The sequence below is a fragment of the Streptomyces sp. LaBMicrA B280 genome, assembly GCF_049222185.1.
Classification (GTDB): domain Bacteria; phylum Actinomycetota; class Actinomycetes; order Streptomycetales; family Streptomycetaceae; genus Streptomyces; species Streptomyces murinus.
On the sequence record NZ_JBMJCT010000022.1, the window covers coordinates 227,306 to 250,817 of the forward strand.

20 protein-coding genes and 2 pseudogenes are annotated in these 23,512 nt (G+C 72.2%); 15 read left to right on the forward strand and 7 right to left on the reverse strand.

The annotated features are described in order from the left end of the window. The first annotated feature begins 35 nt into the window (after positions 1-35). A complete protein-coding gene (locus ACLF5H_RS20385) occupies positions 36-2,012 on the forward strand; it encodes a Xaa-Pro dipeptidyl-peptidase (protein WP_421677440.1) in 1,977 nt (658 codons plus the stop codon). Positions 2,013-2,026: 14 nt separating this feature from the next. On the opposite strand, the gene ACLF5H_RS20390 is transcribed toward ACLF5H_RS20385, so the two are convergent. Continuing rightward, positions 2,027-2,944: an FAD-dependent oxidoreductase gene (locus tag ACLF5H_RS20390; RefSeq protein WP_421677612.1), complete on the reverse strand. Its 918-nt coding sequence runs from the start codon at positions 2,942-2,944 to the stop codon at positions 2,027-2,029. Positions 2,945-3,118: 174 nt separating this feature from the next. On the opposite strand from ACLF5H_RS20390, the gene ACLF5H_RS20395 reads away from it, so the two are divergent. Then, entirely contained in the window at positions 3,119-4,759 is a 1,641-nt protein-coding gene (locus ACLF5H_RS20395; RefSeq protein ID WP_421677441.1) for an ABC-F family ATP-binding cassette domain-containing protein, read from the forward strand. An 82-nt stretch (positions 4,760-4,841) separates the two neighbouring features. Here the strand turns inward: ACLF5H_RS20395 and ACLF5H_RS20400 are convergent, their stop codons facing one another. Both ACLF5H_RS20400 and ACLF5H_RS20405 read right to left on the reverse strand, forming a co-directional pair. After that, positions 4,842-5,513: a hypothetical protein gene (locus ACLF5H_RS20400; protein ID WP_421677442.1), complete on the reverse strand. Its 672-nt coding sequence runs from the start codon at positions 5,511-5,513 to the stop codon at positions 4,842-4,844. A gap of 219 nt (positions 5,514-5,732) precedes the next feature. Further along, complete coding sequence (locus ACLF5H_RS20405) at positions 5,733-8,192, reverse strand: Tex family protein (RefSeq protein WP_421677443.1); 2,460 nt, start codon at positions 8,190-8,192, stop codon at positions 5,733-5,735. Between the two features lie 184 nt (positions 8,193-8,376). On the opposite strand from ACLF5H_RS20405, the gene ACLF5H_RS20410 reads away from it, so the two are divergent. From ACLF5H_RS20410 to ACLF5H_RS20420, 3 genes are all read left to right on the forward strand, one after another. Further along, positions 8,377-9,336 carry a GlxA family transcriptional regulator gene (locus ACLF5H_RS20410; RefSeq protein ID WP_421677444.1) on the forward strand — a complete coding sequence of 320 codons (960 nt, stop codon included), beginning with the start codon at positions 8,377-8,379 and terminating at the stop codon, positions 9,334-9,336. 96 nt (positions 9,337-9,432) lie between these two features. Continuing rightward, positions 9,433-10,068, forward strand: a complete 636-nt coding sequence (locus tag ACLF5H_RS20415) for a DJ-1/PfpI family protein (RefSeq protein WP_421677445.1) — start codon at positions 9,433-9,435, stop codon at positions 10,066-10,068. Positions 10,069-10,166: 98 nt separating this feature from the next. After that, positions 10,167-10,637: a hypothetical protein gene (locus ACLF5H_RS20420; protein WP_421677446.1), complete on the forward strand. Its 471-nt coding sequence runs from the start codon at positions 10,167-10,169 to the stop codon at positions 10,635-10,637. A gap of 179 nt (positions 10,638-10,816) precedes the next feature. Here ACLF5H_RS20420 and ACLF5H_RS20425 read toward each other — a convergent pair whose 3' ends face one another. Further along, positions 10,817-11,566: an enoyl-CoA hydratase/isomerase family protein gene (locus tag ACLF5H_RS20425; protein WP_421677447.1), complete on the reverse strand. Its 750-nt coding sequence runs from the start codon at positions 11,564-11,566 to the stop codon at positions 10,817-10,819. A gap of 171 nt (positions 11,567-11,737) precedes the next feature. On the opposite strand from ACLF5H_RS20425, the gene ACLF5H_RS20430 reads away from it, so the two are divergent. Next, the gene (locus tag ACLF5H_RS20430) at positions 11,738-12,319 is read left to right on the forward strand and encodes an HdeD family acid-resistance protein (protein WP_421677448.1); all 582 of its coding nucleotides are present in this window, start codon (positions 11,738-11,740) and stop codon (positions 12,317-12,319) included. A gap of 148 nt (positions 12,320-12,467) precedes the next feature. Continuing rightward, positions 12,468-12,959, forward strand: a complete 492-nt coding sequence (locus ACLF5H_RS20435) for an ATP-binding protein (RefSeq protein WP_086805866.1) — start codon at positions 12,468-12,470, stop codon at positions 12,957-12,959. Positions 12,960-12,981: 22 nt separating this feature from the next. Here the strand turns inward: ACLF5H_RS20435 and idi are convergent, their stop codons facing one another. From idi to galE, 3 genes are all read right to left on the reverse strand, one after another. Beyond that, on the reverse strand, positions 12,982-13,575 hold the full coding sequence (gene idi / locus ACLF5H_RS20440) for an isopentenyl-diphosphate Delta-isomerase (protein ID WP_421677449.1): 594 nt from the start codon (positions 13,573-13,575) through the stop codon (positions 12,982-12,984). Positions 13,576-13,817: 242 nt separating this feature from the next. Beyond that, positions 13,818-14,759: a cation diffusion facilitator family transporter gene (locus ACLF5H_RS20445; RefSeq protein WP_421677450.1), complete on the reverse strand. Its 942-nt coding sequence runs from the start codon at positions 14,757-14,759 to the stop codon at positions 13,818-13,820. A 134-nt stretch (positions 14,760-14,893) separates the two neighbouring features. Beyond that, entirely contained in the window at positions 14,894-15,865 is a 972-nt protein-coding gene (gene galE / locus ACLF5H_RS20450; protein ID WP_421677451.1) for a UDP-glucose 4-epimerase GalE, read from the reverse strand. Between the two features lie 333 nt (positions 15,866-16,198). Here galE and ACLF5H_RS20455 point away from each other — a divergent pair. The 8 genes and pseudogenes from ACLF5H_RS20455 to ACLF5H_RS20490 form a co-directional block, all read left to right on the forward strand. Beyond that, positions 16,199-16,456: pseudogene (locus ACLF5H_RS20455) on the forward strand (CDP-alcohol phosphatidyltransferase family protein); the annotation flags it as partial. Positions 16,457-16,594: 138 nt separating this feature from the next. Further along, positions 16,595-18,139, forward strand: a pseudogene (locus ACLF5H_RS20460) (DUF5941 domain-containing protein); the annotation flags it as partial. Then, positions 18,136-18,888: a sugar phosphate nucleotidyltransferase gene (locus ACLF5H_RS20465; protein WP_421677452.1), complete on the forward strand. Its 753-nt coding sequence runs from the start codon at positions 18,136-18,138 to the stop codon at positions 18,886-18,888. The pseudogene ACLF5H_RS20460 and the gene ACLF5H_RS20465, both read left to right, overlap by 4 nt. Next, complete coding sequence (locus tag ACLF5H_RS20470; protein ID WP_421677453.1) at positions 18,876-19,937, forward strand: iron-containing alcohol dehydrogenase family protein; 1,062 nt, start codon at positions 18,876-18,878, stop codon at positions 19,935-19,937. The genes ACLF5H_RS20465 and ACLF5H_RS20470 overlap by 13 nt, the downstream gene beginning before the upstream one ends. After that, positions 19,915-20,694, forward strand: coding sequence for a CDP-alcohol phosphatidyltransferase family protein (locus ACLF5H_RS20475; protein ID WP_421677454.1), 780 nt, complete (start codon positions 19,915-19,917; stop codon positions 20,692-20,694). The genes ACLF5H_RS20470 and ACLF5H_RS20475 overlap by 23 nt, the downstream gene beginning before the upstream one ends. 35 nt (positions 20,695-20,729) lie before the next feature. Next, complete coding sequence (locus tag ACLF5H_RS20480) at positions 20,730-21,575, forward strand: glycosyltransferase family 2 protein (RefSeq protein ID WP_421677613.1); 846 nt, start codon at positions 20,730-20,732, stop codon at positions 21,573-21,575. A gap of 55 nt (positions 21,576-21,630) precedes the next feature. Further along, entirely contained in the window at positions 21,631-22,560 is a 930-nt protein-coding gene (locus ACLF5H_RS20485) for an ABC transporter permease (protein ID WP_421677455.1), read from the forward strand. Beyond that, on the forward strand, positions 22,553-23,365 hold the full coding sequence (locus ACLF5H_RS20490; protein ID WP_421677456.1) for an ABC transporter ATP-binding protein: 813 nt from the start codon (positions 22,553-22,555) through the stop codon (positions 23,363-23,365). Before ACLF5H_RS20485 ends, ACLF5H_RS20490 begins: the two co-directional genes overlap by 8 nt. Positions 23,366-23,512: the final 147 nt, after the last annotated feature.

Below are 23,512 nucleotides of genomic sequence, written 5' to 3' on the forward strand. Positions count from 1 at the left end.
TTCTGTACGGCAGTTGACGGGACTATCGTCCGCGCATGCCGAAGAGCACATCTGTCCGAGCGCCCCTGCGCACGCGCCTCACCCTCTGGAGAGCGCTCGCGACGGCGGCCGTCGCCGCCCTGCTGGCCACCTTCCTCACCCCGGCCGCCGCCCAGGCCGCGCCGCCCCGGGAGAGCGCCCCCGTCTACTCCTACGCCCACGCCGTCCGCGAGTCCGTGTGGGTGGACACCGGCCTCGACGAGGACGGCGACGGCAGGCACGACCGCGTCGCCGCCGACATCGTCCGCCCCGCCGAACCGGCCCGCGAGGGCCGCAAGGTGCCGGTCATCATGGACGCGAGCCCGTACTACTCCTGCTGCGGACGCGGCAACGAGAACCAGGTCAAGACGTACGACGCGAGCGGCCATGTCGTCCAGATGCCGCTGTTCTACGACAACTACTTCGTGCCCCGCGGCTACGCCTTCGTCGGCGTCGACCTCGCCGGCACCGACCGCTCCGACGGCTGCGTGGACGTCGGCGGCCGCTCCGACGTGCGCTCCGCGAAGGCCGTCATCGACTGGCTCAACGGCCGCGCCACCGCCTACACCAGCCGCACCGGGACCCACACCGTCAAGGCCACCTGGACCAACGGCAGAACGGGCATGATCGGCAAGAGCTGGGACGGCACCATCGCCAACGGCGTCGCCGCCACCGGCGTCAAGGGCCTGAAGACCATCGTGCCGATCAGCGCCATCTCCTCCTGGTACGACTACTACTTCGCCCAGGGCGCCCCGCTCTACGAAGGCGGCCCCGCCGACCTCGCCGGATACGTCCAGAGCGACGCGGCCGCGGCCCACTGCGCCGCCGAGCAGAAGAAACTCACCGACGGCAGCCCGCGCAGCGGCGACTGGACCCCGCTGTGGACCGAGCGGGACTACGTCAAGGACGCGGCCAAGGTGCGCGCCAGCGTGTTCGTGGCGCAGGGCATGCAGGACCTCAACGTCCGCACCAAGCACTTCGGCCAGTGGTGGGACGCCCTCGCCAAGAACGGTGTGAAGCGCAAGCTGTGGCTGTCCCAGACCGGCCATGTCGACCCCTTCGACTACCGGCGCGGCGCCTGGGTCGACACCCTGCACCGCTGGTTCGACCATGAACTCCTCGGCTACGACAACGGCATCGACCGCGAGCCGGTCGCCGACATCGAACGCCACCCCGACCAGTGGGTCACCTCCGCCGCCTGGCCGCCCGCCGGTACCCACGCCACCACCCTGCACCCCGCCCCCGGCACCGCGCCCGGCGTCGGCACCCTCGGCCTGCACCGTGCCACCGGCACCGAGACCTTCACCGACGACCCCAAGCTCGGCGAGACCGACTGGGCGGCCGGACTCAGCACGTCCACACCCGAGAAGACCGGCTTCCTCACCGCGCCCCTCACCCAGGACCTGCGCCTGTCCGGCATGTCACAGGTGACGGTCACCGCGACCCCGACCACCGCCTCGGCCCATCTCTCCGCCGTGCTCGTCGACGTCGGCCCGGACACCATCCGCGACTACTCCGACGACGCCGAGGGCATCACCACGCTGAAGAACCGCACCTGCTGGGGCGCGAGCACGGCCGGCGACAGCGCCTGCTACCTGGAGACCGCCGCGAAGACGGCCGACGTCGGCTACACGGTCTTCAGCCGCGGCTGGGCCGACCTCGGCCACTACGCCTCCCTGGCCAAGGGCGTCCCCCTCACCCCGGGCAGGGCCTACACGATGACCCTCACCCTGGCCGCCACCGACCATGTCGTCCCCAAGGGCCACCGCCTCGCCCTGATCGTCGCGGGCACCGACCGCGACCTCATCGACCCGCCGTCGACCAAGCCGACGGTGACGGTCCAACTGGGCGGCACCTCGGCCGAGTTGCCGCTGGTGGGCGGCGCGGAGGCCTTCACCCGCGCGACATCCGGTACGACGGCGAAGGCTCCGGCGCCGAAGCGGCTGAAGGGCCTGCGCGCACCGCGTACGACCGAGCACCTTCCGGCGGGCTGACCGCCACGGCGGGTTCAGGCGGCCGGGCCCGGCACCAGCCCGGCCGCCTCCCGCGCACACCCCCACGCCACCGTCACGCCCGCACCGCCATGGCCGTACGAATGCACCACCACCCGGCCCCCGTCCAGCACCTCCCGCTCCAGCCGCACCGCGTCCCGGTACGGCCGCAGCCCCACCTTGTGGGCCAGCACCCGCGCCCCCGCGATCTCCGGCCGCACCCGCGCGCACCGGGCGACGATCTCCGCCGCCGTGCCCGGGTCCGGCTCCAGCGACCAGTCGCCCTCCTGCGCGGTGCCGCCGAGGATCAGCCCGTACGGCTGCGGGATGAAGTACGCGGCGACCGGCGAGGAATGGTCGACGGACGTGTAGTACGTGTCGATCCCGGGATTCTCCACCAGCACCAACTGCCCCCGCACCGGGCGCACCGTGTCGTCCCCGGCCAGCGAACGCGCCCCGAGCCCCGCGCAGTTGACCACCACGGGTGCGGGCACCTCGGCGAGATCGGTCACCTCGCGCAGCACCACCGTGCCACCGGCCCGCACCAGCCGCTCCCGCAGCCACCCCAGATGCGTCGGCATGTCGATCACCGGCAGCCGCGCCGCCAGCCCGTCCGGCACCGCGCGCAGCCCCGGCACCCGGGCCGCCCAGTCGCCCAGCTCGTCCAGGCGCGCCCCCTGATGGACGCCGTCGACCAGCCGTACGCCGGTCCGCTCGGGAGCCGCCGCCAGCTCCTGGTAGACGGCGAGGGTCTCCAGCGCCCAGGCGCCGACCAGCCGCTCCGGTTCGATGCGGTACGGCCACCACAGGCCGCCGGCGACCGCCGAGGTGGTCTCCTCGGCGGGCTCCCGTGTCCATACGCTCACCCGGCGCCCGGCCTCGGCCAGCACCACGGCGGTGGTGAGTCCGACGACCCCGCCGCCGATCACGATCACTTCGCCGTCCGTCTCACGGTCCACGCTGCTCACCCTGTTCACGTGTGGACCATAGGCCCTGCCCCGCCGTCCCCGTCAGAGCCCGGCGCGCATCGGCTGACGTGGGGATACTCACAGGAGAGGGGGGCGGGCGGGATCGGCCCGGGCGGCGGGCCCACTAGGATCGGCGTCCTGATGACTGCCACCCTCGTCGCCAAGAATCTCGCCGCCGGGCACGGCGACCGCTCGCTCTTCTCCGGGCTCGACCTCGTCGTGGCGCCCGGCGATGTGATCGGGCTGGTCGGCGCCAACGGCGCGGGCAAGTCCACGCTGCTGCGGATGCTCGCCGGACTGCTCGCGCCCGAGCAGGGCGAACTGCGCCTGTCCCCGCCCACCGCCACCGTCGGCCATCTGCCGCAGGAGCCCGAGCGCAGGCCGGGGGAGACGATCCGGGAGTTCCTGGCCCGCCGCACCGGCGTGGCCCAGGCGCAGCGGCTCATGGACGAGGCCACCCAGGCGCTGGTCGACGGCGCGCCCGGCGCGGACGACGCCTACGCGATGAGCCTGGAGCGCTGGCTCGACCTCGGCGGCGCCGACCTGGACGAGCGCGCGGAGGAGGTCGCCGACACCCTCGGCCTCGCCGTCGGCCTGGACCAGCCGATGACCTCCCTGTCCGGCGGCCAGGCGGCCCGCGCCGGACTCGCCTCCCTGCTGCTCTCCCGCTACGACGTCTTCCTCCTGGACGAGCCCACCAACGACCTCGATCTCGACGGCCTGGAGCGTCTGGAGCGGTTCGTCACCGGGCTGCGCGCGGGCACCGTCGTCGTCAGTCACGACCGCGAGTTCCTCACCCGCACGGTCGCCAAGGTCCTCGAACTCGACCTGGCGCAGGGGCAGATCAACCTCTACGGCGGCGGCTACGAGGCGTACCTGGAGGAGCGCGCGACGGGCCGGCGGCACGCCCGCGAGGAGTACGAGGAGTTCGCCGACAAGAAGGCCGCCCTCCAGGACCGGGCGCAGATGCAGCGGTCCTGGATGGACAAGGGCGTCAAGAACGCCCGGCGCAAGGCGGGCAACGACAACGACAAGCTCGGCCGCAAGTTCCGCAGCGAGGCCAGCGAGAAGCAGGCCGCCAAGGCCCGGCAGACGCAGCGCATGATCGAGCGCCTGGAGGTGGTCGAGGAGCCGCGCAAGGAGTGGGAGCTGCGCATGGAGATCGCCTCCGCCCCGCGCTCCGGCGCGGTGGTGGCGACGCTGCGGGACGCCGAGATCCGGCGCGGCGACTTCGCCTTCGGGCCGGTCAGCCTCCAGATCGACTGGGCCGACCGGGTCGCGGTCACCGGGGCCAACGGCGCCGGCAAGTCCACCCTGCTGGCCGCCCTGCTCGGCCGGGTCCCGCTGGACTCCGGGCACGCGGCCCTCGGCTCGGGCGTGCTCGTCGGCGAGGTCGACCAGGCCCGGGGCCTGTTCCACGGCCCCGAGACGCTGCTGGACGCCTTCTGCGCGGCCGTCCCCGACACCGAACCGGCGGAAGTGCGTACCCTGCTCGCCAAGTTCGGCCTCAAGGCGGACCATGTGCTGCGCCCGGCCGCGACCCTCTCCCCGGGCGAACGCACCCGCGCCGCCCTCGCCCTGCTCCAGGGCCGGGGCGTCAACCTGCTCGTCCTGGACGAGCCGACCAACCATCTCGACCTGCCCGCCATCGAGCAGCTGGAGTCCGCCCTGGACGCCTACACGGGCACCCTTCTGCTGGTCACCCATGACCGCCGCATGCTGGACGCGGTGCGGGTGAGCAGGCGCTGGGAGGTCGCGGCGGGCAAGGTGACCGAGCACTGACGGCGCCGGGCCCCGGGGGTACGGCGTCCCCGGGGCCCGGCGGGTCATGGCGTCAGATCAGCTCCGATCAGATCAGGTCTGCTCAGGAAGGCAGCACCTTCCAGGAGCCGGTGCCGGTGCCGCGGTCGGTGTAGGGGCTGGTGGAGACGCCGTACTTGGCGCCGCCGCCCTGGGAGGAACGGCCGTTGGTGTCGAGGAAGCCACCGTTGGCGGAGCCGTAGTCGTTGAGCAGATGCACGATGTCGTCGGTGCGGATGTGCCCGTCGTTCGGCGAGGACCGCACGCCGAAGATGTGCCACTTGCCGGTGCCGGGGCCCCGGTCCTTGGTGGTGGTGGCGGAGACCTTGTACTTGGCGCCCGACTGGTCGCTGACGCCGTTGGTGTCCAGGTACGTGTGGTGGCTGCCGTACTGGTTGATCAGGTAGACGACGTCACCGCTGACCACCCGGGCGCCGGTGGCCTTGCCGGTGGCGGAGACGACCCGCCATTCCGAGGTGGCCGGACCGCGGCTGTTGGGCCGGTCGTTGGTGCTCACGTTGTAGGTGGCACCCGGCTGGTTGGAGACGCCGTTGGTGTCGAGGTAGCCGCCGTCGCCGCCGTACTGGTTCTGGAGCAGGATGACGGTGCCGTAGGTCAGCTCACCTCGGGCCGCGGCGCCGGTGGCCGCCGTCGGAGCGGCGAACGAGGCCGCCGCGGCGGCCACGGCGGCGGCGGCCGTGCACGCCGCCAGGCGCTGCTTGGTAGTGCGGAACACAGAGTCCTCCCCATTGCTTCGCGTGCACGGTCACGTGCACAGAAGCGAGTGTGGAGGGGGCGGGTGGGCGCTGTGCCCGCTTCGTGCGTTTCCTTGCGCCAAACCCCTCGATACGGGGAAAAGTCTGGTTCGGCCGGTATCCCCTGATGCGGAAGAGACCGGAAGAGACCGGAAGGGGCCGGAGCAGTGCCTGCTCCGGCCCCTGAGGCGGTCGGCGGGTCAGCGCTGCTTCGGGTTCAGCAGACCCGCGCGGCGCAGCGCGTCCGCCATGGCGCTGTTCGCGGGGGCCGGCGCCTGCCGCCCGCCCCGGTCAGCGCCGCCACGGCCCTGCCGCTGGCCCTGACCGCCCTGCCGCTGCCCCTGACCCTGGCCCTGTCCCTGGCCCTGTCCCTGGCCCTGTCCTTGGCCCTGCCCCTGGCCGCCCTGCCGCTGCTGGGGCGGGCGGGCGCCACGCTGGCGCTTGCCGCCGCCGGACCGGTCCGCCGGAGCCGCCTCGTCGTCCAGGCGCAGGGTCAGCCCGATCCGCTTGCGCGGGATGTCCACCTCCAGGACCTTCACCTTGACGATGTCGCCCGGCTTCACCACGTCCCGCGGGTCCTTGACGAACGTCTTGGACATCGCCGACACATGGACCAGGCCGTCCTGGTGGACGCCGATGTCCACGAACGCGCCGAAGGCCGCCACGTTCGTCACCACACCTTCCAGGACCATCCCGGCGGACAGGTCGGAGATCTTCTCCACGCCCTCCTTGAAGGTGGCCGTCCTGAACGCCGGACGCGGGTCGCGGCCCGGCTTCTCCAGCTCCTTGAGGATGTCCGAGACGGTCGGCAGACCGAAGGTGTCGTCCACGAAGTCGGCCGGACGCAGCGAGCGCAGCGCGCCCGTGTTGCCGATGAGGGAGGCCACCTGCTGGCCCGAGGTCTTCACCATGCGCCGCACCACGGGGTAGGACTCCGGGTGCACGCTGGAGGCGTCCAGCGGGTCGGCGCCGCCGCGGATGCGCAGGAAGCCCGCGCACTGCTCGTACGCCTTCGGGCCGAGCCGGGCCACCTTCTTCAGCTCCGCGCGGGAGGTGAAGGGGCCGTTCTCGTCCCGGTGCGCCACGATGTTCTCGGCCAGCCCGGCCGAGACGCCCGACACCCGGGCGAGCAGCGGCACGGACGCGGTGTTGACGTCCACACCGACGCCGTTCACACAGTCCTCGACCACCGCGTCCAGCGAGCGGGAGAGCTTCACCTCGGACAGGTCGTGCTGGTACTGGCCGACACCGATGGACTTCGGGTCGATCTTCACCAGCTCGGCCAGCGGGTCCTGGAGGCGGCGGGCGATGGAGACCGCGCCGCGCAGCGACACGTCCATCCCGGGCAGTTCCTGGGAGGCGTACGCGGAGGCCGAGTACACCGAGGCGCCGGCCTCCGAGACCATCACCTTGGTGAGGTTCAGCTCCGGGTGTTGGGCGATGAGTTCGGCGGCGAGCTTGTCGGTCTCGCGGGAGGCGGTGCCATTGCCGATCGCGACCAGGTCGACCGCGTGCTCCTTCGCGAGCCGGGCCAGCTTGGCGAGCGCCTCGTCCCACTTGTTGGCCGGGACGTGCGGGTGGATCACGTCCGTGGCGACGACCTTGCCGGTGGCGTCGACCACGGCGACCTTCACCCCGGTGCGGAAACCGGGGTCCAGGCCCAGCGTGGCGCGGGTGCCGGCCGGGGCGGCGAGCAGCAGGTCGCGCAGGTTCGCCGCGAACACGTTCACCGCCTCGTCCTCGGCGGCCGTGCGCAGCCGCAGCCGCAGATCGATGCCGAGGTGCACCAGGATGCGGGTGCGCCAGGCCCAGCGGACGGTGTCCGTCAGCCACTTGTCGCCCGGCCGGCCGCGCTCGGCGATGCCGAAGCGGTGGGCGACGATCCCTTCGTACGAAGAGGGTCCGTCGGTCGCCTCCTCGGGCTCCAGGACGAGGTCGAGCACCTCCTCCTTCTCGCCGCGCAGCATCGCGAGGACGCGGTGCGAGGGCAGGTCGGTGAACGGCTCGGCGAAGTCGAAGTAGTCGGCGAACTTGGCGCCCGCCTCCTCCTTGCCCTCCCGCACCTTCGCGGCCAGCCGCCCGCGCACCCACATGCGTTCGCGCAGCTCGCCGATCAGGTCGGCGTCCTCGGAGAACCGCTCGGTGAGGATCGCCCGCGCGCCCTCCAGGGCCGCCCCCGGATCGGCGACGCCCTTGTCCGCGTCCACGAACGCGGCGGCCGCCGACAGCGGTTCCACCGACGGATCGCCCAGCAGGCCCTCGGCCAGCGGCTCCAGGCCCGCCTCACGCGCGATCTGCGCCTTGGTGCGCCGCTTCGGCTTGTACGGGAGGTAGATGTCCTCCAGGCGCGCCTTGGTCTCGGCGCCGCGGATCCGGGCCGCCAACTCCTCGGTGAGCTTGCCCTGCTCGCGCACCGACTCCAGGATCGTGGTCCGCCGCTCCTCCAGCTCCCGCAGATAGCGCAGCCGTTCCTCGAGCGTGCGCAGCTGCGCGTCGTCGAGCATCTCGGTCGCTTCCTTGCGGTAGCGGGCGATGAAGGGCACGGTCGAACCGCCGTCGAGCAGTTCGACCGCGGCCTTCACCTGCCGCTCCCGTACGCCGAGTTCCTCGGCGATCCTGCCTTCGATGGATCCTGCTTCGATGGACCCGGGTGTCGTCACGATCCCGTACCGCCTTCTCCACTGAGGTTGCGCGGCAATTGTGGCAGGTGACACCGACAACCGTGGATCAGGGCGGCTCCCGGCGGGGCGCCGGGCCCCGTCGCCCCGCGCAGGTCCCCGATGGCAGAAAAGGTGGGAAATTCGTCATTGCGGCCATCCGCCCGGGACCCGAAGAATCGGGGACATGCCGCAGCGCACCGTTCTCCTCGTGGTCTTCGACGGGGTCCAGAGCCTGGACGTCACCGGGCCCCTCGAAGTGTTCGCCGGTGCCGAGGCGCACACCCCCGGCACGTACCGGATCCGCACGGCGTCCCCGGACGGCGCCCCGGTGCGCACGTCCAGCGGGCTGACGCTGGTCCCGGACGAGGCGCTCACCGGCGCGGGCGACCCGCACACCCTGCTGGTCCCCGGCGGCGAGGGCACCCATGCCCCCGACCCGCGGCTGGTCGACTGGCTGCGCGCCCACGGCCCGCGCGCCGAGCGGCTGGTCTCGGTGTGCACCGGCGCCTTCCTGCTCGCCGCCGCGGGACTGCTCGACGGCCGCCGGGCCACCACCCACTGGGCCTACTGCGAGCAGCTCGCGCACGACCGTCCGGCCGTGCGCGTGGACCCCGAGCCCATCTATGTCCGCGACGGCCGCATCGCCACCTCGGCGGGCGTGACCTCGGGCATCGACCTCGCGCTCGCCCTGGTGGAGGAGGACCTGGACCGGGATGTCGCGCTCTGCCTCGCCCGGCATCTCGTGGTCTTCCTGCGCCGCCCCGGCAACCAGGCCCAGTTCAGCGTCCAGCTGGCCGCCCAGACCGCCTCGCGCGAGCCGCTGCGGGACGTGCAGCGGTGGATCACCGAGCACCCGGACACCGACCTGAGCGTCGACGCCCTGGCCGCCCGCGCCGCGCTCTCCCCCCGCCACTTCGCCCGCGCCTTCCGCGACGAGACCGGGGTGACCCCGGGCCGCTATGTCGACCGGGTCCGCCTGGAACACGCCCGCCGACTGCTGGAGGACACCCCCGACGGCGTCGAGGAGATCTCCCGTTCCAGCGGTTACGGCACCCCCGAGGCCATGCGCCGCGCCTTCCTCAAGGCGTTCGGCTCGGCCCCGGCGGAGTACCGGCGCCGCTTCCGCCCGGCCGCCGTCGACTGAGGACCACCGCGGTCGACCGAGCACCACCGCCGTCGACCGAGCACCGCCGCGGACGACCGAGCACCACCGTCGTCAACCGAACCGAAAGGAACCGCCGTGCAGATCGCCGTCGTCGTCTACGACCGCTTCACCGCCCTCGATGTCGTGGGGCCCTACGAGATCCTCAGCCGCCTCCCGGACGCGAAACTCACCTTCGTCGCCGAGCGGGCCGGAGCCGTCCGCACCGAGACCGGCTTCCTCGCCCTCACCGCGGACCGCGCCCTGCACGAGCTGCCCGACCCGGACATCGTCGTCGTCTCCGGCGGCCCCGGCACCCTGGCCCAGCTGGAGAACCCCGTGCTGCTCGACTGGCTGCGCGCCGCCGACACGACGAGCACCTGGACCACCTCGGTGTGCTCGGGCTCGCTGCTGCTCGCCGCCGCCGGGCTGCTCAAGGGCCGCCGCGCCACCAGCCACTGGACCGTGCTGCCGATGCTGGAGCAGTACGGCGCCCGGCCCACCGGCGAGCGGGTGGTGACCGAGGGCAAGTACGTCACCGCGGCCGGGGTCTCCTCCGGCATCGACATGGCGCTCACCCTGGTCGGCCGGATCGCGGGCGACGAACACGCCCAGGCCGTCCAGCTGTTGACCGAGTACGACCCGCAGCCGCCCTACGACGCCGGGTCCCCGGAGAAGGCGCCCGCGCACCTGGTCGAGGAGCTGCGGTCGGGCGGCCGTTTCGATCTGTCGTAGCCGCGAAGGGGCTGCGCGCACCCGGCGGGGCCGGGCAGGAGATGTCCTGCCCGGCCCCGGTGAGCCCCGATGCCGACGGCGATCCGTGGACCGGATCAGTGCCAGCGGTGCCCGCGGCGGTCGTGGTCGCCGAAGCGGCCGTCCCAGCCGTGCCGGTGGCCGTAGCGCCGGCCGTCGTCGCGGTGGTCCCCGCCGCGGTGGTGGTCACGGCCCCAGCGGTCGCCGGGGTACGGGAAGTGCCGCGCGTCGGTGGCGACGCCGTGGTGCGGACGGTCGGCGGGCCGCTGCTGGTGGCCGACGACAATCCCGTGGTGCGCGCCGGTCTGACCGCGCTGCTCACCGACCGCGCGGAGACCACCGTGGTGGCGCAGGCGGCGGCCGGCAGGGCGGCCGCGCCCACGAGGGCGGCGGCCAGGACACCGGCGGCGGTCAGTCTGCGGACAGAGGCGAGAGCGGACACGAGGTCCCCCTTCACAAGGTGTGTGGTGCGTGTGGGCGACCGGTCGGCCGCACGCCCACACCCTGCGACCCGCCCCCCGGCCGACACGGGGGACGCGCGGGCGTCATGACGGATATGAGGGACTTCTGTAACAGTCGCCTGTAGCAACCATTTATGCCCTGAATGCGCCCTCATCCTGCACTTTCACGCCCCTGCGCGCCCCCACGCTCACCCGAAAGTGAGTAACAGGGCGTGCGCCGGTCGAACGGCCCCGGCCCCGCGTGTCCGCAGGCTGTCCGCGCGAGCGCCTCACGCGGGCGGGGTCCAGGTGAAGTGCGGGGAGCGGCGCTCCAGGAAGGCGGCCACGCCCTCCGCGGTGTCGTCGGCGGTGCGGGCCGCTTCCGTCCAGTGGGCGTCCCGGTCCTCGCGGCCGTTCGCGAACTCCTTGGCGGCGGCCTGGGTCAGCCCCGAGCGGGCGACCAGTGTCCGCGTCAACTCGGCGACCCGCTTGTCGAGTTCGCCCTCGGGCAGCACCTCGTCCACCAGCCCGGTGCGCAGCGCGCGCTCGGTGTCGATCAACTCGGCCGTGAACAACAGGTACTTGGCGGTCGCCGGGCCCACCAGCGACACCAGCCGACGGGTCGAGGAGGAGGGGTAGACGATGCCCAGCCGCGCCGGGGTCACCCCGAACAGGGAGCCCTCCTCGGCCAGTCGCAGATCACAGGCCGCCGCGAGCTGCACCCCGCCGCCCACGCAGTATCCGCGCACCGCGGCCACCGTCGGCTTCGGGAACGCGGCCAGCGCCTCCTCCGCCGCCATCGCGAGCCCCTGCGCCGGATGCGCCGACACCCGCAGTGTGGAGATGTCCGCGCCCGCGCAGAAGGTCGTGCCCTCGCCGGTCAGCACCAGCGCCCGTACGTCGTGATCGCGCGCGAGCCGCGCCAGCAGCGGCGGCAGCGCCCGCCACATGTCGGCCGTCATGGCGTTGCGCTTGGCCGGATTGCCGATCACGACCGTGGCGACGGAGTCGGTGACCTGGTGGGACAGCTGGGGCTCCATGCGCCGGATGCTATCCGCCCGCCCCCGGAGTTACGAGACCGCCCCCGAGGGGGACATGAATAGGGGAATGCTCGCAAACAGCAGGATGCACGGGATTCGAGACGCACGGGATTCCAGTGGAAACGGCGGAATCGGAATCGGCGGGAACAGCTGATTCCCGAGGAGGTGGCGATGGCCAGGGCGCGCAAGCCCAAGGACAGGGCGACATCGATGCGCCAGGGGTTCGGCCTGCTCGCGGTGCTCGGCGTGATCCTCGTCCTCGCCGGACTCGTCGGGCTCGTCTACACCGGGGTCGCCACGCTCACCTCGATGCTGCTGTTCGGCTGGCTGCTGCTGATCGGCGGGATCGTCGGACTGCTGCACGCGATCCAGGCCCGCGGCACCAGCTTCTTCTGGCTCGGCGTGATCGTGGCCGCCCTGAACATCGCGGCCGGCGTCGTCGTCATCCGGCTGCCGCACGCGGCCGCCGCCGCGCTCACCATGTTCGCCGCGCTGCTCTTCCTGTCCGCCGGCCTCTTCCGGATGGTCGGCAGCATCGTCGTGCGCGGCCCCCAGTTCGGCTGGACCCTGCTGCTCGGCGTCTTCGACCTGCTGCTCGGCATCCTGGTCCTCGCCCACTGGCCCAGCAGCAGCCAGTACGTCATCGGCGCCTTCTTCTCGCTCGCGCTGCTCTTCGACGGCCTCGGCCTGATCGCCACCGGCTACGGCGGCCGCCGGATCGTCGGCCTCGTCAGCGAGCAGCGGGGGGCGTGAAAACAGTCCGACACGTGACGTTGTCATAAGCAGTCGGTCGAAAAGCGCTCGATACCCGGCGACTTCTGGTCAGATGTCCGGGCCGGAGCCGGTCGTTGCCAACACTCGACGCGTGGTGACAATCGAGCGCGAGGGTGGCGACCGGACGATGGACAACCACGGGCGCGGGGACGGCCCGCGCCCAGCGGGGGACGCCGAGCGGGCGCCCCATCCACTGCCGTACGAGGGTGTCTGGCGGTTCACCGCGGCCGCGGTGGACGCCTCGGTCCCGCAGGCCCGGCACGCGGTACGGGACCTGCTGCTGCGCCAGGGCGTACCGGTCTCCGAGGAGCTGGTGCAGGGCCTGCTGCTGATCGTCTCCGAGCTGGTCACCAACGCCGTGAAGCACGCGGCGCTGCTCTCGCCCATGGTGGCCGTGGAGGTCGCGGTCGGCGCCGAGTGGGTACGGGTGTCCGTGGAGGACAACCACCCCTACCGCCCGACCGCGCTGGAGGCCGATCACGGCCGGACCGGCGGGCGGGGGCTGCTCCTGGTGCGCGAGGTGGCCCGGGAGGCGGGCGGGGTGGTCGACGTGGAGCACACCGCGAGCGGCGGCAAGGTGATCTGGGCCGCCCTGCCGCTCAAGCCCGCCTACCCCTGAGTCCAGGGCGCCGCGCGGGGCGTCACCAGCCCGCGGCCGGGCCCGTCAGCTCCCGGACCGCGGGGCGGGCCGCGTCCAGCACCGTCATGAACCAGGCCGAGAAGGTGTCCCGGGCGTGGCGCTCGGCCAGCTCCTGCGCGGTCACGAAGGCGGCCTCGGCGACCTCCTCCGGGTCCGGCGCGAGCGGCGTCTGCACCAGGCCGACGAACAGGTGGTTGAACTCCTGCTCCACCAGGCCCGAGGCCGGGTCCGGGTGGTTGTAGCGCACGGTGCCCGCCTCGGCCAGCAGCGAGGGGGACACGCCCAGCTCCTCGTACGTACGCCGGGCGGCGGCCGCGAACGGCGCCTCGCCGGGGTAGGGGTGGCCGCAGCAGGTGTTGGACCACACGCCGGGGGAGTGGTACTTGCCGAGCGCCCGCTGCTGGAGCAGCAGCCGGCCCTGCTCGTCGAAGAGGAACACCGAGAACGCGCGGTGCAGCCGCCCCGGCGCCTGATGGGCCGCGAGCTTCTCCGCGGTGCCGATGGTCACGCCCTTCTCGTCGACGAGTTCCAGCAAGATCGCCGGTGCGGCGTCGTTCGTCGAGCTGTGCGTCTCGGTGGCAGGTGTGATCGGCATACCCATCCTTCGCCTCGGTCTTCGCCCCCCAAGTCTGCCGTACGAATCCGGCACTCCCGGCACTTCCCGGCACACCCGCATGTCAGAGCGTGCGAACGGCGCCGGAAGGGGGACCCGGTAGATCATCGTGCCCGGGGGCCCCGGGAGGGAACCGTCCGGGTGCCATCGAACGGATGAATGCCTTCCGTGTCCGGTACGGCGGCGGACCGCCGGTGGTACGGCGGCGGCGGTCCGCGGCCGGCTCAGTGGCAGAGCCGCGCCTCGTGCTCCGCGTGTCCGCCCGGCTCCAGCTGGAAGGTGCAGTGCTCGACGTCGAAGTGCGTGCCGATGCAGCCCTGGAGCTCGTGCAGCATCTTCTCGTGCCCGATGGCGCTGAGCGCCTCCGAGCTGACCACCACGTGCGCGGAGAGCACCGGCATGCCCGAGGTGATCGTCCAGGCGTGCAGATCGTGTACGTCCTCCACGCCGTCCAGCGCCAGGATGTGCGCCCGGACCTCCGCCATGTCCACGTCCTTGGGCGCCGCCTCCAGGAGCACGTCCAGCGTCTCCCGCAGCAGCTTCAGGGTCCGCGGCACGATCATCAGCCCGATGACGAGCGAGGCGATCGGGTCGGCGGACTTGAAGCCGGTGAGCAGGATCACGGCGGCGGAGATCATCACCGCGACCGAGCCCAGCGCGTCGGCGGCGACCTCCAGGAAGGCGCCGCGCACGTTCAGGCTCTCCTGCTGGCCGCGCATCAGCAGGGTCAGCGAGATGGAGTTCGCCACCAGGCCGATCGCGCCGAACACGATCATCAGACCGCCGTGGGTGTCCGCGGGGGTGACGAACCGCTGGACCGCCTCGTACAGGACGTAGCCGCCGACGCCGAGCAGCAGCACGCAGTTGGCCAGGGCGGCGAGGATCTCGGCGCGGGCGTAGCCGAAGGTGCGGTTGGCGCTCGCCGGTCGGTTGGCGAAGTGGATCGCCAGCAGCGCCATGCCGAGGCCCACCGCGTCGGTCGCCATGTGCGCGGCGTCCGCGATCAGCGCGAGGGAGTCCGCGAGGAGCCCGCCGGCGATCTCCACCACCATGATCGTCAGCGTGATGCAGAGGGCGATCCGCAGCCTGCCGCGGTAGGCGGCCGCGGCCGTGCCCGTGGGAGGCGCATGGGTGTGCGCATGCCCGTGATCGTGCCCAGCCCCCATGGCGGAACCGTCCTTCCGTGGTCGTCCAAGGGCCCAGTGAACTACGGGCGGGGGGTATCGGGCAACGCGGCACTGAACACCGTTGTCATGTGCCCTGACCTGCGGAAACGATCCGCTGGTCAGGGCGGTGCGGGCTACTTGCCGTGGTGCAGCCGCCAGCCCTCCCAGGCCGAGGCGACCATCGCGCGGACATCGCGGCGGGCGCGCCAGCCCAGTTCCCGGGCGGCGCGTTCGGCCGAGGCGACCGCGCGGGGCGCGTCACCGGGCCTGCGGGGCTCCACGACCGGTTCCCGGCGGTCTCCGGAGACCTCGCCGATGACCGTGATCAGCTCCCGGACCGAGACGCCCTCGCCGCGGCCGATGTTCAGCGTGAGATCGCCGGCCGGGGCGTCCCCGGCGAGACGGCGCGCCGCGGCGAGGTGGGCCTCGGCGAGGTCGGCCACATGGATGTAGTCCCGCACACAGGTGCCGTCCGGCGTCGGGTAGTCGTCGCCGAAGATCCGGGGGGCCTCGCCGCGGGTGAGCCGGTCGAAGACCATCGGCACGATGTTGAACACCCCGGTGTCCGCGAGCTCCGGCGCGGCGGCGCCCGCCACGTTGAAGTAGCGCAGGCACACGGTGGAGATCCCGTACGCCCGCCCGGCCGCCCGGACCAGCCACTCACCCGCCAGCTTGGTCTCCCCGTAGGGGTTGACCGGCGCGCAGGGGGTGTCCTCGGTGATCAGGTCCGCGTCCGGGTTGCCGTACACCGCGGCGGAGGAGGAGAACAGCAGCCGGTGGACGTCCGAGGCGGCCATGGCGTCCAGGAGGGTGGCGAGACCGCCGACGTTCTCCTGGTAGTAGCGGGTGGGCTCGGCGACGGACTCGGCGACCTGCTTGCGGGCGGCGAGGTGGACGACGCCGGTGACGCCGTGCTCCGTGAGGACCTCGCGCAGCCGGGGGCCGTCCAGGGTGGAGCCGGTGACGAGCGGGACGTCGGAGGGGAGCCGTGCGGGTACGGCGGCGGAGAGGTCGTCCAGTACGACGACCTTCTCGCCGGCGCCGGCCATGGCGCGTGCCACATGCGCCCCGATGTATCCGGCACCGCCGGTGATCAGCCAGGTCATGTTTCCTCACCCTATGCTCCGCGGGGGGTCGCGCACCGGCGCCGCCGGGCGGCCCGTAGCCCTCGGCGACCGACCGCACACCCCTCGTCGACCCGCGTGTCCCGGATGCCCGGGTCTGCGGCCGCGGTTTGTGGGGCGGGGGCGGGATCGCTCATGATGATCGCGGCAAAGGGCGGTGCCCCGGACGCGGGACGGGTCGTGAACGGCCGGTGAACACGGGCTTCGGTTCATCCGATACCCTCTGCCGACATGCCGCCCGGGTGCCGCAGGCAAGGGCGTCCCACCATGCAGAAGACCGGCGCCGACGCGCCGGCACCCAGGGAGTGAGTTCGGTTGCCGACCGCCATCGTCACCGGTCAGCCGGTCCCCGGATCGTCGCTCGAGAGCGATCTGCGGTCCCTCGGCTTCGACGTCCGGACGGCGGAGAGCACCGCCGAGACCGAGGCCCTGCTCGCGGCCGCCCCCGCCGGTGACCGCGTGGCCGTGGTCGACGCCGGTTTCGTCGGCCACGCGCACGCCCTGCGGCTCGGCCTGACCGACCCCCGCTTCCCGCTCGCCGCCGTCCCCGGCGCCGTCACCGCGCAGCCGGCCCCGGTATTCGCTCTTCGGGCATGTCCACCAGCCGCTGGCGCGCAGGATGCGGATCGGGGCGACGGAGTGTGTGAACGTGGGGCACTTCGCGAGCAGCGGGCTCGCTCTGCGACCAGGCGTCGTTCATGAGAGCGGCGGCGTAGGCAGGCGCTGACCCGCGCCGTGGCCCGCGAGACCTCCTCGGGCGGCGGCACCGCGGTCGCCGTCGGCAGCCTGGCCGACCGGATCGTCACCGAGCTGGACGCCGACGGCAGCGAGGTGCACCGCCCCGAGCTGGGCAGCCTCGTGGCCGTCGTACCCGCCGACCCGCAGGCCCGCAACGAGGCGCGGCAGGCCGTCGCCGCCGTCGACGACGAGGCCGTACGCCTGAAGTCGGCCGTGAAGTCCCGCGACGGCTTCTTCACCACGTACTGCATCAGCCCGTACTCGCGCTACCTCGCCCGCTGGTGCGCACGCCGCGGTCTGACCCCGAACCAGGTCACCACCGCCTCACTGCTCACCGCGCTGATCGCGGCGGGCTGCGCGGCCACCGGCACCCGCGGCGGTTTCATAGCCGCCGGTGTGCTGCTGATCGCCTCCTTCGTGCTGGACTGCACCGACGGCCAGCTCGCCCGCTACGCCCTGAAGTACTCCACCCTCGGCGCCTGGCTCGACGCCACCTTCGACCGGGCCAAGGAGTACGCCTACTACGCCGGGCTCGCCCTGGGCGCGGCCCGCGGCGGCCATGACGACGTATGGGCCCTCGCGCTCGGCGCAATGGTCCTCCAGACCTGCCGGCACGTGGTCGACTTCTCCTTCACCGAGGCCAACCACGACGCCACCGCCAACACCAGCCCCACCGCCGCCCTCTCCGACAAGCTGGACAGCGTCGGCTGGACGGTCTGGGTGCGCCGGATGATAGTGCTGCCGATCGGCGAGCGCTGGGCGATGATCGCGGTCCTGACCGCCGTCACCACCCCGCGGATCACCTTCTACGCGCTGCTCGTCGGCTGCGCCTTCGCCGCCACGTACACCACCGCGGGCCGGGTGCTGCGCTCGCTGACCCGCAAGGCGCACCGCACCGACCGCGCCGCGCAGGCGCTGGCCGACCTCGCCGACTCCGGCCCGCTCACCGAGACGCTCGGGCGCGTCGCCCGGCGCGGTCTGCCCGGCCTCGCCGTCCCCGCCGCCGCCCTGCTCGGCGGCGCCGCGGTCGTCGCCTGCTCGGCCCTCTCCGGACACGGCTCGGTGGTACCGGTGATCGGCGCCCTGGTCTACGTCCTGACCTCGGCCCTCGCCGTCGCCCGCCCGCTCAAGGGCGCCCTCGACTGGCTGGTCCCGCCGTTCTTCCGCGCCGCCGAGTACGGCACCGTCCTCGCACTCGCGTGCAAAGCGGGGGTGAACGGGGCGCTTCCCGCGGCTTTCGGGCTGGTGGCGGCGGTCGCCTACCATCACTACGACACGGTGTACCGCATCCGCGGCAACGCCGGAGCGCCGCCGGCCTGGCTGGTGCGCTCCATAGGGGGGCATGACGGGCGCACCCTGCTCGTCACCGTCCTGGCCGCGGCGCTCACCGCCGCGCAGTTCACGGCCGCGCTCACGGTGCTCGCCGTGATCGTCGCCCTGGTGGTGCTCGCGGAGAGCATCCGGTTCTGGGTGTCCGCAGGGGCACCCGCCGTACACGATGAAGGAGAAACCGCATGATCGGCCTCGTGCTGGCGGCCGGCGCCGGACGGCGTCTGCGCCCCTACACGGACACCCTGCCCAAGGCGCTGGTGCCGGTGGGGCCCGCGGGCATAGAGGGCGAGCCCACGGTTCTCGACCTCACCCTCGGCAACTTCGCGGAGATCGGGCTGACCGAGGTCGCGATCATCGTCGGCTACCGCAAGGAGGCCGTCTACGCGCGCCAGGCCGCGCTCGAGGAGAAGTACGGCCTCAAGCTCACCCTGATCGACAACGACAAGGCCGAGGAGTGGAACAACGCCTACTCCCTGTGGTGCGGGCGCGACGCGCTCAAGGACGGCGTGATCCTCGCCAACGGCGACACCGTGCACCCGGTCTCGGTCGAGAAGACGCTGCTGGCCGCCCGCGGCGACGGCAAGAAGATCATCCTCGCGCTGGACACCGTGAAGTCCCTGGCGGACGAGGAGATGAAGGTCGTCGTCGACCCCGCCAAGGGCATGACGAGGATCACCAAGCTGATGGACCCGGCCGAGGCGACCGGTGAGTACATCGGCGTGACCCTGATCGAGGGCGACGCCGCCGAGGAGCTGGGCGACGCGCTGAAGACGGTCTGGGAGACCGACCCGCAGCAGTTCTACGAGCACGGCTACCAGGAGCTGGTCGACCGCGGCTTCCGGATCGACGTGGCGCCCATCGGCGACGTCTCCTGGGTCGAGATCGACAACCACGACGACCTGGCCAAGGGGCGGGAGATCGCGTGCCGCTACTGACCCGGCTGATCCCCTCGCCGGTCGTCGTGGACATCCGCCCGGGTGCCCTGGACGACCTGGCCGGTGTCCTCGCCGACGAGCGCATCTCCCAGTCGGGCCGCCTCGCCGTCGCCGTCAGCGGCGGCTCCGGCGCCCAGCTGCGCGAGCGCCTCGCCCCCTCGCTGCCCGGCGCGTCCTGGTACGAGGTGGGCGGCGGCACCCTGGACGACGCGATCCGGCTGGCCGGCGAGATGAAGTCCGGCCACTACGACGCGGTGGTCGGACTCGGCGGCGGCAAGATCATCGACTGCGCCAAGTTCGCCGCGGCCCGGATCGGTCTGCCCCTGGTCGCCGTGCCCACCAACCTCGCGCACGACGGCCTGTGCTCGCCGGTCGCCACGCTCGACAACGACGCGGGGCGCGGCTCCTACGGTGTGCCGAACCCGATCGCGGTCGTCATCGACCTGGACGTGATCCGCGCGGCCCCGGCCCGCTTCGTCCGGGCCGGTATCGGCGACGCCATCTCCAACATCAACGCGATCGCGGACTGGGAGCTGTCCCACAAGGTCAACGGCGAGAAGATCGACGGGCTCGCCGCGGCCATGGCCCGCCAGGCCGGCGAGGCGGTGCTGCGGCACCCGGGCGGCATCGGCGACAACGGCTTCCTCCAGGTGCTCGCCGAGGCGCTGGTCCTCAGCGGTATCTCGATGTCGATCTCCGGCGACTCCCGGCCCTCCTCCGGCTCCTGCCACGAGATCAACCACGCGTTCGACCTGCTGTTCCCGAAGCGCGCGGCCGCCCATGGCGAGCAGTGCGGGCTCGGCGCGGCCTTCGCGATGTATCTGCGCGGGGCCCACGAGGAGGCCGGGCACACCGCCCAGGTGCTGCGCCGGCACGGGCTCCCGGTGCTGCCGGAGGAGATCGGCTTCACCGTGGACGAGTTCGTCCGCGCCGTGGAGTTCGCGCCGGAGACCCGGCCCGGCCGCTACACCATCCTCGAACACCTCGACCTCAAGCCGAACCAGATCAAGGACATCTACGCCGACTATGTCAAGGCCATCGGTAGCTGAACTCCGTCCGGTCGTCCACCCCGCCGGGGTGAAGGACCGGCGCAGCGGTGAGCACTGGGCGGGACGCCTCTACATGCGTGAGGTCTCCCTGCGCATCGACCGCTACCTGGTGAACACCAGGGTCACGCCCAACCAGCTCACGTACCTGATGACCCTGTGCGGTGTGCTCGCGGCCCCGGCCCTGCTGGTGCCGGGGATCTGGGGCGCGATCCTCGGCGTGGTCGCCACCCAGCTGTACCTGCTGCTGGACTGCGTCGACGGCGAGATCGCCCGCTGGCGGGGGCAGTACTCCCTCGCCGGTGTCTACCTGGACCGCGTCGGCGCCTACCTCACCGACGCGGCCGTGCTGGTCGGCCTCGGGCTGCGCGCGGCCGACGTGTGGGGCACCGGCCGTATCGACTGGCTGTGGGCCTTCCTCGGCACCCTGGCCGCGCTCGGCGCGATCCTGATCAAGGCGGAGACCGACCTGGTCGGTGTCGCCCGGCACCAGACGGGCAAGCCGCCGGTCCAGGAGGCCGCCGCCGAGCCGCGCTCCTCCGGGATGGCGCTGGCCCGCCGGGCCGCCTCGGCGCTGAAGTTCCACCGGCTCATCCTCGGCATCGAGGCATCGCTGCTGATCGTGCTCCTCGCCGTCGCGGACCAGATCCACGGCGATCTGTTCTTCACCCGGCTCGGCACCGCCGTCCTCGCGGGCATCGCCCTGCTCCAGACGCTGCTGCACCTGGTGTCCATCCTCGCCTCCAGCAGGCTGAAGTGAGCGCGGCCCCGCGCGTCGGCGCCGTCATCATCACCATGGGCAACCGGCCCGAGGAGCTGCGCGCCCTGCTCGACTCGGTCGCCAAGCAGGACGGCGACCCCGTCGAGGTGGTCGTCGTCGGCAACGGCTCCCCGGTGCCCGACGTCCCCGAGGGTGTGCGCACCGTCGAGCTGCCGGAGAACCTGGGCATCCCGGGCGGCCGCAACGTCGGCATCGAGGCGTTCGGCCCCGGCGGCCAGGACGTCGACATCCTGCTCTTCCTGGACGACGACGGCCTGCTCGCCCGGCACGACACCGCCGAGCTGTGCCGCGAGGCGTTCACCGCCGACCCGGAGCTGGGCATCATCAGCTTCCGCATCGCCGATCCCGAGACCGGCGAGACCCAGCGCCGCCATGTGCCCCGGCTGCGCGCCGCGGACCCGATGCGCTCCTCGCGGGTGACCACCTTCCTGGGCGGCGCCAACGCGGTGCGCACCAAGGTGCTCGGCGAGGTCGGCGGGCTGCCCGCCGAGTTCTTCTACGCCCATGAGGAGACCGATCTGGCCTGGCGGGCGCTGGACGCCGGCTGGCTGATCGACTACCGCTCCGACATGGTGCTGTTCCACCCGACGACCGCGCCCTCGCGGCACGCCGTCTACCACCGCATGGTGGCCCGCAACCGCGTCTGGCTCGCCCGGCGCAACCTCCCCGCCCCGCTGGTCCCCGTCTACCTGGGCGTCTGGCTGCTGCTCACGCTCGCCCGGCGGCCCTCGCGGCCGGCCCTCGCGGCCTGGTTCGGCGGCTTCAAGGAGGGCTGGACCACGCCCTGCGGCCCGCGCCGTCCGATGCGCTGGCGCACGGTCTGGCGGCTCACCCGGCTGGGCCGTCCCCCGGTCATCTGAGAAGCTTCTTACCTGAACAGCAAGCTTCTTACCGAGAGAGTCCGGGTTCTTACTCGTGAGTCACACAACGCATGACGCCGGTGTCGCGGTGAGCGCGATACCGTCGCCCGACGAGGGGCTGACGCCGGCCGAGCTGGCCGCCAGGTACGGGCTCGCCGTCAGCGGCGCCCGTCCCTCGCTGGTGGAGTACGTCCGTCAGCTGTGGAGCCGGCGCCACTTCATCCTCGCCTTCTCGCAGGCGAAGCTGACGGCGCAGTACAGCCAGGCCAAGCTCGGGCAGCTGTGGCAGGTCGCCACCCCGCTGCTGAACGCGGCCGTGTACTACTTCATCTTCGGCGTCATCCTGCACGCCAGCCGCGGCATGTCCCATGACGTGTACATCCCGTTCCTGGTCACCGGCGTCTTCGTGTTCACCTTCACGCAGAGCTCGGTCATGTCGGGCGTGCGCGCCATCTCCGGGAACCTCGGCCTGGTGCGCGCCCTGCACTTCCCGCGTGCCTCGCTGCCCGTCTCCTTCTCGCTCCAGCAGCTCCAGCAGCTGCTGTTCTCGATGATCGTGCTGTTCATCGTGGCGATCGGCTTCGGCAGCTACCCCGGGATGTCCTGGCTCCTGATCGTGCCGATCCTGGCGCTGCAGTTCCTGTTCAACACCGGCCTCGCGCTGATCGTGGCCCGGATGGGTGCCAAGACGCCGGACATGGCGCAGCTGATGCCGTTCGTGCTGCGCACCTGGATGTACACCTCCGGCGTGATGTTCTCCATCAGCACGATGATGGCGGACCGCCCGGAGTGGGCGGTGCGGCTGCTCCAGGTCAACCCGGCCGCGGTCTACATGGACCTGATGCGCTTCGCGCTGATCGACGGCTACGGCGCCTCGAACCTGCCCCCGCACGTGTGGGCGATCGCGGCGTTCTGGGCCGTGGCGGTCTTCGCCGGCGGCTTCGTGTACTTCTGGAAGGCGGAGGAGCGGTACGGCCGTGGCTGAGCAGAACGCCGAGCGGAACCCCCAGCAGAGCACCACGGACACCGGCGAGCGCCGCCCGACGGTCATCGCGGACGATCTGCACATCGTCTACCGGGTCAACGGCGCCAAGACCGGCAAGGGCAGCGCGACGGCCGCCCTCAGCCGGATCCTCAAGCGCGGCGAGGAGCGGGGCGTGCGCAAGGTGCACGCCGTGCGCGGGGTCTCCTTCGTCTCCTACCGCGGCGAGGCCATCGGCCTGATCGGCTCCAACGGCTCCGGCAAGTCCACCCTGCTGCGCGCCATCGCCGGCCTGCTGCCCGCGGAGCGGGGCAAGGTCTACACCGACGGCCAGCCCTCCCTGCTGGGTGTGAACGCGGCCCTGATGAACGACCTGACCGGCGAGCGCAACGTCATCCTGGGTGGTCTCGCCATGGGCATGTCGCGCGAGCAGATCAGGGAGCGCTATCAGGACATCGTCGACTTCTCCGGTATCAACGAGAAGGGCGACTTCATCACCCTGCCGATGCGCACCTACTCCTCCGGTATGGCCGCGCGGCTGCGTTTCTCGATCGCGGCCGCCAAGGATCACGACGTCCTCATGATCGACGAGGCCCTCGCCACCGGTGACCGCAAGTTCCAGAAGCGCTCGGAGGAACGCATCCGGGAACTGCGCAAGGAGGCCGGCACGGTCTTTCTGGTCAGCCACAACAACAAGTCCATCCGCGACACCTGCAACCGCGTGCTGTGGCTGGAACGCGGTGAGCTGCGCATGGACGGGCCGACCGAAGAGGTGCTCAAGGAGTACGAGAAGTTCACCGGCAAGTGAACTGTTTCGGCCAGGGCCCCGCCGGCAACCTTCCGGCGGGGCCCCGCGTCTGCAAAGGAAGCGTCAACTCCCAAGGCCCTCAGGAATCTTGACGCCAATCGGTGTGTTGTTGTGATGTGCGGGACACCCCCTCGAATCTTGATGTGT